The sequence below is a fragment of the Bacteroidota bacterium genome (assembly GCA_041658205.1).
In the GTDB taxonomy this organism is placed as follows: Bacteria; Bacteroidota; Ignavibacteria; order UBA10030; family UBA8401; genus UBA8401.
This window is the reverse complement of the sequence record JBBAAO010000001.1, coordinates 2,227,357-2,239,917: the sequence shown is the minus strand read 5'-3', so window position 1 is coordinate 2,239,917 and position 12,561 is coordinate 2,227,357. Positions and strand designations below refer to the sequence as shown.

Below are 12,561 nucleotides of genomic sequence, written 5' to 3'. Positions count from 1 at the left end.
AATGAAATTTTTTTTTATCGTTCTGTTATTGATCTCTTCTATTCTTTCTGCGCAATCGAAACCGGATCTCCTCATCTTTGATGAGGATGATGCGGTTGGCGATGGATTTTACGATGCGTCCTGGGGAAACGTTACCTCACCCAGTACACTTACTCTTGCCGGCGGAAGCAGTGATAAACTGAAGATCGAAACTACACAGCACTATTCAGGGAATCACAGCGGATTGATTCAATGGAAATCTTCTGCGGGAGGAAGTTGGAAAATTTTTATTTCCAGTCCTAATTGGGCTGCCCGTGATGCAAGCGGTTACGATAGTTTGATTCTGTTTGTGAATGCTCAGAGTTCAATCGCCGCAGGGGATCTTCCACAACTCGGATTGGAAAGTACGACAGGTAAACTTTCAACATTGTATGCACTTGGAGATCGTTTATCTTCGGGAATTGATGGTGATCTAATGACATGGCAGCGTGTCAGCATTCCATTAGCTTCATTTCAGCCGTTTAATCAGTTTGATCCCGCTCAATTTAAGGATATCAATTTCAATCAAAATGGAACGGACAACGTTTCTCATACGATGTGGTTCGACAATGTAAAAATTGTTGCCGCCGCATCGGCCGTAACGGATACAACACTTCCCAGCCCTCCCAAAAAAATTATAGCACGCATCGGCGATAAGACGATGACGTTGCACTGGAATAAAAATTCCGAACAAAATGTTATTGGGTATAATGTCTATCGATCAACTTCTGCGGCCGGTCCTTACAGTAAAATGAATTCCGCAGCATTACCTACACAAAGTTATTTTGATGTTACGGTTGTTAACGGACAATCGTATTATTATTTCGTCAAAGCGATGAATGCATCTCAAATTGAAAGTCCAAATTCGGATACAGTGATTGTTCTGCCGAAATCATTTGGAACCACCGATGATTTTTTAGAATATGTTCAGCAAACATCGTTTGATTATTTCTGGTATGAAGCGAACCCTTCCAACGGATTGATAAAAGACAGAAGCTCAAAAGATTCACCGGCAAGCATTGCGGCAGTCGGGTTCGGATTAACCGCTATTGGTATTGGCGTAGATCATGGATACATCACCCGTGCGGAAGGACGCGACAGGACTTTAACAACCATCAAAACATTTTGGAATGGCCCGCAAGGTACTACACCAATTGGTATGATAGGTTATAAAGGATGGTTTTATCATTTTCTTGATATGAATTCTGCAACGCGAACATGGACGTGTGAACTTTCTTCAATTGACACAGGTCTTCTTCTGGCAGGAATGTTATACTCAAAACAATATTTTAATGGAACCGATTCGTTGGAAACTCAAATTCGAGCATTGACAGATTCCATTGTGGCACGCGTCGATTGGGGATGGATGAGAAATTCCGGATTATCGCTGACAATGGGATGGCATCCCGAATCCAATTTTCTCGGAGCTAGATGGATAGGATACAATGAAGCAATGATCCTCTATATCATTGGAATCGGCGCACAGGTTAATCCGCTATCTGCTGTTTCGTGGAATGAATGGACAAAGGGATATCAATGGTTCTTTAGCACACGAATTAATGATTATTTTGTTAATTTTCCCCCATTGTTTGGGCATCAATACTCACATTGCTGGGTGGACTATAAAAATATTGCCGACACTTACATGAAGGGAAAAGGGATTACCTACTTTGAGAATTCCCGACGGGCAACACTCGATCAGAGATTATATTGTATAGAAAATCCAAAAGGTGCTGTTGGGTACGGAGCTAATATGTGGGGAATTACTGCAAGCGATGTCCCCACCGGTTACAATGCACGCGGAACAAATATGAATGATGATGGAACGTTGAATCCTACCGCTCCCGGCGGTTCAATGCCATTTGCTCCTGAAGTTTGTATTCCGGCGTTGCGTAATATGTATGATACGCATCGTGCAAAGATTTGGACCGGTTATGGATTTACCGATGCTTTCAATGAAACAGTAAATTGGTGGGGGAAAGATGTGTTGGGGATCGATCAAGGACCGATCATTATTATGACAGAAAACTATCGCACGGGAAAAGTGTGGACCACGTTCATGAAAGAAAAAATTATTTCGGATGGCTTGCAAAAAGCTGGATTTACAACTGTAACGGACGTTGCGTTGGTAGAAAACAACATACCGGAACAATATTCATTAACACAGAATTATCCGAACCCATTCAATCCAACGACAACGATTAGTTATCAGTTATCAGCCATCGGCAATGTGAGTTTAAAGGTGTATGATGTTTTAGGAAGAGAGATCGCCACATTAGTTAACGAACAGAAACCAGCAGGAATGTATTCCGTTTCATTCGATGCCGGACAGTTATCAAGCGGAATATATTTCTATAAACTCACCGCCGGTTATTTCAGTCAAACCCAAAAAATGATCCTTTCAAAATGAAAAAATTATTCTGTGTAGTATTTGTTTTCTCGTTATCTCATTTTGCATTTTCACAGAACAGTGCAAATAAAAAATATTTTGAGGATGGTTTTCTCGATACACTCCAACATCGCACATTCAACTATTTTTGGGAATGTGTTGATCCCAAAACAGGATTAACTCCCGACCGTTATCCTTCACTTACATTTTCCAGTACGGCGGCAATTGGTTTTGCTCTTACATCGTATGGAATTGGTGCAGAACGAAAATACATATCACGCGAAGCGGCTGCGGACAGAGTGCTTACGACGATCCGATATTTATATTATCTTCCGCAAGGCGATGCGATGATGGGAACTGCGGGGTATCGGGGATTCTATTACCATTTTCTTGACCTCAAAAAAGGTACCCGGTTCAATAAGGATATAGAACTTTCAACGGTCGATACGGCATGGTTACTCGCCGGAATATTATTCTGTCAATCCTACTTTAACAACGAAAAAGAAACGGAGCAAGCAATCCGTGCTTATGCGGATTCGATGTATCACCGAATTGATTGGCAATGGTTATATGCTCGCCCACCATTAATGAGCATGGGTTGGTATCCTGAAAAAGGAATTCATCCTTCGGATTGGAAAGGATATGACGAATCAATGATTCTGTATATTCTTGCTCTTGGTTCTCCCACATCGCCAATACCAAGCGAAGCATGGAATGGATTTACGCGGACTTCGTTATGGATGAAGTACTATGGTTTAGAGTTTATCAGTTTTGGTCCATTGTTCGGACATCAATTCTCTCATTCGTGGATCGATTTTCGCGGAATCAAAGATTCATATATGAGAGAAAAAGGAATCGATTATTTTGAGAACTCTCGTCGTGCTACGTTAACTCATCAAGCATACGCAAAGGAAAACCCTAAAAAATTGAACGGCTATTCTGAAAATATTTGGGGACTTACCGCATGTGATGGACCTGCGGATGAAACCCGAACGATTGAAGGAATACGTCGACAATTCTTTACCTATAGAGCGAGGGGAGTTTCAGCAGATTGGGTGAATGATGACGGTACCATTGCGCCGACAGCTGCCGGAGGTTCAATAGCATTTGCTCCGGAAATTTCTCTTCCCGCACTCAAAGCAATGCGCAACAGTGTTCCAGAACTCTGGACGAAATATGGATTTCTCGACGCGTTCAATCTAACGTATGTTACGGACAGCACTCCTAATGGTTGGATCGATCACGATTATATTGGGATTGATCAGGGGCCGATTGTCATCATGATTGAAAATTTGCGCAGTGAACTTGTATGGAATGTGATGAAAAAAAATCCATACGTCGTAAAAGGTTTACAGCGAGCCGGATTTACCGGCGGCTGGTTGGAAAATTACTCTAAGAAAAAATAATTGCTTGTGGCAAGTACTCATTATATTCTTGATCCGAACAAACCTCGTAACACATTTTCACTCAATGGAATTTGGGACATTTCCGGCGGTGAAAAATCTACGATTCCTCAACAATTTACTGCTACGGTAAATGTTCCCGCTGTTGTCGACATGGCTCTTCCCGCATATGCATGGGAGTCGTTCGATTATCATTGGTACCGAACGTCATTCACCATCGAAAACATCCTTCCGACACATTTTGTTTTTTTGAACATAGAACAGAGCATGTTTGGAACCGAAGTATGGTTAAACGGACATCATCGTGGCGGCTCAATCAGTTGTTACACTTCGCAGGAATATGCGTTGAATGAGTTTCTTGAGATTGACCAACCAAATGAATTAATCATCCGCGTCGGCTCAAAATCAACGTTACCTCCTGAAAGTGCCGTAGGACGAGATCAGGAAAAAGAAGTCTATACTCCGGGAATTTGGGGCGATGTTTCGCTTGTGTGTGTGGGAGGTGTTCGAGTGAAATTAGTGCAGGTGATACCACATATTTACACTGGCGTCGCCGAAGTCCGAGCATGGATCCAAAATCTAGAACATAAAAAGGAATCGATACATATCTTTGGACGAATTTTTGAAAAAAATTCCCATAAGGCAATGTCACCAATTGAAGACTCTACGGTGTTGATTGAAGATCATGGCATAGAAGAGTTCGTATTTCAAATTCCCATTGATAAAGTATCGTTGTGGTCTCCCGATAATCCGTTTCTCTATGAAGTGGAATTGACTGTGCAGGAAGGGATGCGAGAATTTGATTCTATGCGGACGACATTTGGGATGCGGGAATTCACAGTCTCAGGATCTGATTTTTATTTGAATGGTCAACGGATTCTTCTTCGCGGTAGTAATATCGCATTTCACCGTTTTCTTTCCGATCAGCAGCGAAAGCTTTTGCCATGGGATGAAACGTGGATCAAGAAGGCGCTTATCGATATTCCGAAGGAACATCATTTTAATTTTTTTCGCAATCATCTTGGCCAAATGTATAATCGCTGGTACGATATTGCTGACGAATATGGTATGTTGATCCAAAATGAATGGCAGTTCTGGGGTGCTACTGGTTCGGATGTACAAATCCGAAAAGAATTTACCGAATGGTTGCATGATAATTGGAATCATCCCAGTATTGTTATTTGGGATCCATTGAATGAATCGACCGACGATACCGTGCAAAACGAAATCGTTCCCGAAATGAAAAAACTCGATCCCACTCGTCCGTGGGAATCAGTCGATTTTCGCGAAGAACATCCGTACATCTATTCGCTAGGAATGGTGTTGAATAATCGATCGTTTGGTTTTGCACGTTCGCTTGACGAAATCGAAAATCTCCCGGTTCCTTCAATGGTGAATGAATTTTTGTGGTGGTGGTTCAACGACCAATGGGAACCGACGGTCTTGACGAAAACAATTGTTGAACGATGGATGGGAAGAGTATATACCAAAGAAGATATTATTTCCCATCAATCATTTCTTGCTCAGGAATTGATCGAACTCTTCCGTCGAATGCGTATCAAAGCGATTCAGCCATTTGTGTATATCAGCAATAATGATGGCCCCACAGCACATTGGTTCTTGGGTGATATTAAGGATCTGCAACCGAAACCATTGTTAAGCGTCATCAAAAATGCATTTGCTCCTTTTGGTGTCAGCATTGAATTGTGGGACAGACACTTTTTTGTCAATGAAACCCGAACAGTGAAGATTTTTGTTTTTAACGATTCCAACGGTACACGAAAAGGAACGGTTGTATTTGGAATAAGAACATCGGATCGTCAATGGCTGACGAAAAAGGAAATTCTGGTTGAAGTCCCAGCGGTGAGTGACATTGTCTTAATAGAAAAATTTATGCTGCCGAACGCTTTGGATCGATGGAGCATTTGTGCTGAGTTGAAAGAAGAGAACGTTACCGTTGCAAAGAGCAGTAAAATGACGTACGCTTTTCATAAACGGGTAGTTCCGAAATTGGAGAAGCAAATTGTCATGTTCGATCCATCGGAAGAGATGAAGATGTATCTAACAGAAATTGGCGTTCCTTCTTTGCAATTTAATACTGCTGATTTTCAAAAACCGACCACTGTAATAGTGAATGGGAATGTTCTGGGGAATTGGGTATATCAACAAAGAAAAGAAGAGATTACCTCATTTGTGAAAAATGGAGGGACACTGATATTGATCGAGCCCGAATTCCGGGTTGTGGGTACTATAACACATACAGTTGTTGAGGGGGTTGAATTGAATATTTCTCACCGAGCTGACCTTGACAAAGGAGGATATGATTCATACGTTTTTGCAGAAGATCATTCGCATCCGTTATGGAACAAAGTCGATAAAGAATATCTGAAAATGTTTAATGGAGCGTACGGCGGAGAGATTGTATCACAATATGATGTTGATTTTTCCATTCCTTCAAAAAGACTGGCTAGTTGCGGGATAAATCTACAAGTGAATGCTGCCTGCGAGGTAGAATACGGCATGGGAAAAATTATCCTCTTCCGGTTGCAGTTGCGCGGAAGGCTGAAACGTTCTACGGAACAGAATTCGCTTTTTGCCCGCAGAGTTGATCCGATTGCGCAACAACTTTTCTTGAATTTGTTGGATTATGCATCTCAAACGTGATACAATGAAAAATACATTCTCACTTGTTGTAATGATAATGACTATGATTGGCTGTACTGCATCGAAGGAATGGGGTATGACACAGGGACAACACGCTCAGCGTTTTGAGAAGGAGATTGTCAAAACTGTTGGATATGATATTCTCGTTTATACTCCACAATCGTTCTTACAAAGTCAAAAACGTTGGCCTCTCATTATTTTTCTTCATGGTTCGGGTGAGCGGGGAAGTGATCCTAATACATTAAAAGTACACAGTTTGCCAAAAATTGTTGAAACAAAAGATGATTTTCCATTCATCGTTGTCTCGCCGCAATGTCCAGATGGTCAGCGGTGGAATGCAGAAGCATTAAATGCTATGCTCGATGAAGTTCTCATCAAACTTCCCATTGATACAAATCGAATTTATTTGACAGGACTGAGTATGGGAGGATTGGGCACATGGAAATTCGCCATAGCATATCCTGAACGATTTGCGGCGATTGCACCTGTTTGCGGCTGGGGACACTTAGAGGATGTAGAAAAACTTAAAGATAAACCGATATGGGTTTTTCACGGGGCTAGAGATAACGTTGTACCACCGACAGAAAGCGAAACGATGGTTCAATTTTTACACAAATTTGGCAGTACAAAAGTAAAATACACAGTATATCCCGATGCCAACCATAATGCCTGGGATGCGACATATGCAAATCCGGAACTATACGATTGGTTTTTATTACATACAAAATAACATAGGATAGTATGAAGAACGTTTTTGGCAAGATACTTTTTTTTCTTCTGATTGGTCTCGGAATTATTTCTGCTCAATCTTCTGCACCGTTGCTGGCGGTACAGGCAGAAGCAAAAATCGATTCGATCATTTCACTGATGACGCTGGAAGAGAAACTTGGTCAATTGAACCAGATCGGCGGGACATGGTACGATGATAAAACGGAACGATTAAACGAAGAACAAACATTGTTACTGCGACAAGGGAAGATCGGTTCATTTCTTGGTGTGATGGGTGCCGAGGAAACGGGAAGGATACAGAAAATTGCGGTTGAACAAACACGGATGCATATTCCTGTCTTATTCGGTTATGATGTCATTCACGGTGTTGCAACAATCACTCCCATTCCACTTGCCGAAGCAAGTTCCTGGAATCCATCATTGGTAGAACAATCTGCACATATTGCTGCAGTAGAAGCATCGGCCACGGGAATTCACTGGACGTATGCACCGATGGTGGATATTGCCCGGGATCCGCGATGGGGAAGAATTGCTGAAGGCTCCGGCGAAGATCCGTATCTCGGTTCTGCAATGGCAGCAGCGCGAGTGAGGGGATTTCAAGGAAAAAATATTTTGGGTGATGGAAATATTCTGGCCTGCGCAAAGCATTTTGCTGCCTACGGTGGAGCTGAGTCTGGACGAGATTATAACACGGTAGACATTTCTGAACGAACATTACGGGAAATATATTTGCCGCCATACAAAGCAGCTGTTGATGCCGGTGCCTGGACACTGATGAGTGCCTTTAATGAAATTGGTGGCGAACCTAGTTCCGGCAGTCGATGGTTGATGACAGATATTTTACGAAAAGAGTGGGGATTTAATGGTTTCGTCATCAGCGATTATACCTCTGTTAACGAATTGATCAATCATCGCATTGCAAAAGACCGGACCGAAGCGGGAATTATCGGATTAAATGCCGGTGTGGATGTTGATATGATGAGCAGGATATACATGACAGAACTAGTTGATGCTGTTCGAAATAAAAAGATTTCCGAAGTGATCGTAAATGAATCGGTGCGAAGAGTGTTGCGCGCAAAATATGCTTATGGGTTATTCGATCGTCCATATCGCAACAGTGATCCTTCCAAAGGACCAAATGTGATGTTATCAAAAGAACATCGAACTGTTGCAAGAAAAATTGCGGGAGAATCTATTGTTCTGCTGAAAAACCAAAAAAATATCCTTCCACTTTCGAAACAAACGAAAACAATTGCTCTTATTGGACCGTTTGCCGGAAATGATCACAAAAGCGATTTAACAGGGGCATGGGCTTGGGCGAAAAATTCTGATGATATTGTTTCGGTGATGGAAGGGATAAAATCCAAAATACCTTCATCAACAAAATTACTCTATCACAAAGGTTGTGAAATTGAATCGGATTCAGGTTTTCGGATTGAACAAGCGGTGAAGATTGCAAAACAGGCTGATGTTGTCGTCGCAGTGCTCGGAGAATCTCAGCAGATGAGCGGTGAAGCTGCAAGCAAAACGAATCTGGATCTACCGGGAAGACAACAAGAACTTCTCAAAGCTTTAGTAAAAACCGGAAAACCGGTTGTTCTTGTTGTGATGAATGGGAGACCGTTGACGCTTGAATGGGAAGCAGAAAATGTTTCCACAATTATTGAAGCATGGCATCTTGGCGTAGAAACAGGAAATGCTCTGGCTGATGTTCTTTTTGGAGATGTCAATCCGAGCGGTAAATTACCTGTAACATTCCCGCGAAGTGTCGGTCAAATTCCCCTTTATTATAATCACAAGAGTACTGGTCGGCCAATGATGGGATCTGAAAAATATACCTCACGGTATATTGATTCCCCAAATGAACCGCTCTTTCCATTTGGTTTTGGACTTTCCTATACAACTTTTTCCTATAGTAATATTACTCTTTCATCGTCAAAGATTAAAAAAGACCAAAAAATAATGGTAACTGTCGATGTAGAGAATACCGGAACGATAAATGGAAGCGAAGTAGTTCAACTATATATGCGGGATGATGTTGCATCGGTAACACGACCGGTGAAAGAATTAAAAGGATTCCAAAAAGTTGCGTTGAATCCCGGAGAGAAAAAAACGGTCCAATTTACAATCTCAACCGATGACATGTCATTCTATAATATGGCAATGAAAAAAGTGGTGGAACCGGGAACATTTACCGTATATGTCGGCGGTAATTCCGTTGATTGCAAGGAAGTGAGTTTTGAAGTAGTAGAATAGAACACTGATGACACGGAAATTACGGATTATCGCAGATAAAATAATTATTTGATAATCGTTTTAATCCGTGTTTCATTAAACGATAATCGATCATGAGAATCATTCAATCCATACTGTTTTCCTTCGTCCTCATAGCTGGAATAAGTTGTACTCGACATTCTGATCAAATTACAACGATCAAATTTTGGGCAATGGGAAATGAAGGGGAAATAGTTACTCAATTAATTCCTGAATTTGAACGGAACAATCCAAACATTCGTGTTGTTGCGCAGCAAATTCCCTGGACTGCAGCTCATGAAAAAATGCTAACGGCATTTGCTGGCGGTTCATTGCCGGATGTGTTTCAGATGGGAAATACATGGATACCGGAGTTTACTGTTCTCAATTCGTTAGAGCCGTTAGAGCCATTTGTAAACACATCATCGACTGTTCATCTTTCCGATTACTTTGAAGGAGTATTAAAAACAAATATTATTGATTCAGTGTTGTATGGAATTCCATGGTATGTTGATACGAGGGTCATTTATTATAGAAAAGATTTACTTCGCCAGGCGGGATTTAAGGAACCACCGAAAACTTGGAATGATGTGCTGAAAGTATGTGAGATTATTCAAAAGCAGGCAAAGGAAAAAGGTGTTACGCGATATCCGTTTTTCCTGCCGACCAATGAATGGGTTCCTGTGATCGCTTTGGGAATGCAGCATGGCGGACACTTTTTGAAAGACAATATGACGCGAGGAAATTTCAGCGGTCCCGAATTTAGACGAGCGTATGAACTTCTCGGTACATTTTACGATAAAAAATATTCTCCATCAGGAATGCAATTGATTACCAATTTATACAATTCATTTTCTGAAGGGTTGATTGCAATGTACATTACGGGACCATGGAACATTGGTGAATTCTCTCGAAGAGTAGCTCCGGAATTGCAAAACGAATGGATGACCGCACCGCTTCCTTCTATGGATTCGACATATCCGGGAAACTCTCTTCCGCTCGGAACAAGTTTGGTCATGTCTCGAACATGTAAACAGAAAGATGCTGCTTGGAAATTTATTGAATTTCTAGGTTCGCGTGAACAGTCCATAGCTCTCTATAAAATCACCGGAAACCTTCCTCCCATAAAATCTGCGTGGGAAGATTCTTCATTAGTAAATAACAAATACATTCAAGCATTCCATAAACAATTAGAACGTGTCGAACCGTTGCCGCAAGTTGCCGAATGGGAACAGATCGTGATTCGGCTGCAAATTTATGTTGAATATATTGCCACACAAACAATGTCGGTTGATGAGGCATTGAGAAAATTTGATGCGGAAGTTGACCAAATGCTGGAAAAACGCCGTTGGCTGGTTGAAAAACAATTAAAACAATGAGTAAAATCCCCAACAAGCAACAGCACGAAAATCGCACAGCAGCGGCTTGGCTATTTCTTTCTCCAGCAATGGCAGCGATCGCAATTTTCTTTGTTGTCCCTGTGCTCAGTGCGCTTATTATGAGTTTCACTGATTTTGATATTTATGCCCTTGGCAATTTGAGCAATGTCCGCTTTATGGGATTTAAAAATTATATTCGAATTTTTGAAACACCGTTGTTTTGGGTTGCGATGAAGAATACTTTTTATTTTGTCATTGTTGGTGCACCGCTCTCCGTGTTTGTTTCGCTCGGAGCGGCGTTGATGGTCAATTCAAAATTAGCAAAGTTTAAACCATTTTACCGAACGGTCTATTTCCTTCCCGTCGTAACAAGTCTCGTTGCAGTTGCAATTGTATGGCGGTATCTCTTTCATCCGGCACACGGATTATTGAATTATGCGCTTGGAAATTTATTTGGCATCGCTCCGATTGACTGGCTCGGCAATCCCGATCTTGCGATGCCTGCGATTATTTTAATGGCTGTGTGGAAGGGATTTGGCTACAATATGCTCATCTTTATCGCCGGGCTGCAAAATATTCCCGAAGAATTATATGAAGCATCGCATATGGATGGTGCGGGTGGATGGAGACAATTTATGGATATTACGGTTCCAATGTTGGCGCCAACATCAGTTTTTGTTGTAATGATAACGATCATCGGCTACTTTCAATTATTTGCCGAGCCGTATGTAATGACCGAAGGCGGTCCGATGAATGCAACAACAAGTATTGTGCTTATGATGTATGATCAAGGATTTCGTTGGTGGAATATGGGATACGCCGCTGCAATTGCATTTGTATTGTTTGCGGTGATCCTTGTATTCTCGATCATTCAAATGCTTATCCAACGGAGAATGCAATCATGAATCATCGAATGTCATCCGTTATGCTCAATGTGGGTTTAATGATTCTTGCATTCATTTCTCTTGTTCCCGTATTGTGGATGGTTTCTGCATCGTTTATGACTCCGGGTGAGGCAAGTGCAGTCCCTATGCATTTTATCCCATCTCATCTGACCTTTGAACATTACCTTGCACTGACCGAACGAATGAACATGGGGAAATATTTTCTCAATAGTTTTATCATTGCGTCCGCAGTAACGTTGATCTCATTATTGTTCAACTCAATGGCTGGATTTGCATTTGCAAAATATCGTTTTCCGGGACGCGATAATTTATTTCGATTCCTTCTCGGTGGAATGATTGTTCCCGCACAAGTAACAATGCTCCCGTTATTTTTAATGTTGAAGAACATGGGATTTGTCAATACGTACATTGGCGCAATTATTCCTGGTCTTGCCAGTATTTTTGGGATCTTTTTGATTCGTCAATTTGCTATGTCAATTCCGGATAGTCTTATTGAAGCGGCGCGAATGGATGGGGCAAGTGATTTTAAGGTTTATCGTTCGGTAATACTTCCCTTATGCAAACCGATATTATTTACACTGGCGTTGTTTACGTTCATGGGAACGTGGAATGATTTTATGTGGCCGTTAATTATTATGTCCGACAATGTCAATTACACGCTTCCCGTTGCCATTGCAAATTTACGGGGAGAACATCTGCTTGATCTTGAATTGATGATGGCGGGTTCTGTGATAACAATTATCCCCGTACTAATTTTGTTCCTTGTCTTTCAACGACACTACGTCCGTGGTATTATGGTAGGTGGTGTGAAGGAATAGTGT

Annotated in this window: 8 protein-coding genes; all 8 read left to right on the top strand. The window is 41.5% G+C overall.

All coding sequences use genetic code 11. From position 1 onward, the window contains the following. The first annotated feature begins 1 nt into the window (after position 1). The 8 genes from WDA22_09135 to WDA22_09100 all read left to right on the top strand — a co-directional run bounded on the left by WDA22_09135 (position 2) and on the right by WDA22_09100 (position 12,558). Positions 2-2,428: a glucoamylase family protein gene (locus WDA22_09135; protein MFA5833628.1), complete on the top strand. Its 2,427-nt coding sequence runs from the start codon at positions 2-4 to the stop codon at positions 2,426-2,428. Further along, positions 2,425-3,813 (top strand): glucoamylase family protein, encoded by a 1,389-nt coding sequence (locus WDA22_09130; GenBank protein ID MFA5833627.1) that lies wholly within the window; start codon positions 2,425-2,427, stop codon positions 3,811-3,813. Before WDA22_09135 ends, WDA22_09130 begins: the two co-directional genes overlap by 4 nt. A gap of 6 nt (positions 3,814-3,819) precedes the next feature. Next, entirely contained in the window at positions 3,820-6,474 is a 2,655-nt protein-coding gene (locus WDA22_09125; GenBank protein ID MFA5833626.1) for a glycoside hydrolase family 2 TIM barrel-domain containing protein, read from the top strand. 4 nt (positions 6,475-6,478) lie between these two features. Then, positions 6,479-7,204 (top strand): prolyl oligopeptidase family serine peptidase, encoded by a 726-nt coding sequence (locus tag WDA22_09120; GenBank protein MFA5833625.1) that lies wholly within the window; start codon positions 6,479-6,481, stop codon positions 7,202-7,204. Between the two features lie 11 nt (positions 7,205-7,215). Next, the gene (gene bglX / locus WDA22_09115; protein ID MFA5833624.1) at positions 7,216-9,459 is read left to right on the top strand and encodes a beta-glucosidase BglX; all 2,244 of its coding nucleotides are present in this window, start codon (positions 7,216-7,218) and stop codon (positions 9,457-9,459) included. 92 nt (positions 9,460-9,551) lie between these two features. Further along, positions 9,552-10,835, top strand: coding sequence for a sugar ABC transporter substrate-binding protein (locus tag WDA22_09110; protein MFA5833623.1), 1,284 nt, complete (start codon positions 9,552-9,554; stop codon positions 10,833-10,835). Next, positions 10,832-11,740 (top strand): sugar ABC transporter permease, encoded by a 909-nt coding sequence (locus tag WDA22_09105; GenBank protein MFA5833622.1) that lies wholly within the window; start codon positions 10,832-10,834, stop codon positions 11,738-11,740. Before WDA22_09110 ends, WDA22_09105 begins: the two co-directional genes overlap by 4 nt. Continuing rightward, a complete protein-coding gene (locus tag WDA22_09100) occupies positions 11,737-12,558 on the top strand; it encodes a carbohydrate ABC transporter permease (protein MFA5833621.1) in 822 nt (273 codons plus the stop codon). Before WDA22_09105 ends, WDA22_09100 begins: the two co-directional genes overlap by 4 nt. Positions 12,559-12,561 lie beyond the last annotated feature (3 nt).

Coding starts and splice junctions, on each gene's coding strand:
- WDA22_09135 (MFA5833628.1), top strand. CDS start 2: ATGAAATTTTTTTTTATCGTTCTGTTATTGATCTCTTCTATTCTTTCT.
- WDA22_09130 (MFA5833627.1), top strand. CDS start 2,425: ATGAAAAAATTATTCTGTGTAGTATTTGTTTTCTCGTTATCTCATTTT.
- WDA22_09120 (MFA5833625.1), top strand. CDS start 6,479: ATGAAAAATACATTCTCACTTGTTGTAATGATAATGACTATGATTGGC.
- bglX (MFA5833624.1), top strand. CDS start 7,216: ATGAAGAACGTTTTTGGCAAGATACTTTTTTTTCTTCTGATTGGTCTC.
- WDA22_09110 (MFA5833623.1), top strand. CDS start 9,552: ATGAGAATCATTCAATCCATACTGTTTTCCTTCGTCCTCATAGCTGGA.
- WDA22_09105 (MFA5833622.1), top strand. CDS start 10,832: ATGAGTAAAATCCCCAACAAGCAACAGCACGAAAATCGCACAGCAGCG.
- WDA22_09100 (MFA5833621.1), top strand. CDS start 11,737: ATGAATCATCGAATGTCATCCGTTATGCTCAATGTGGGTTTAATGATT.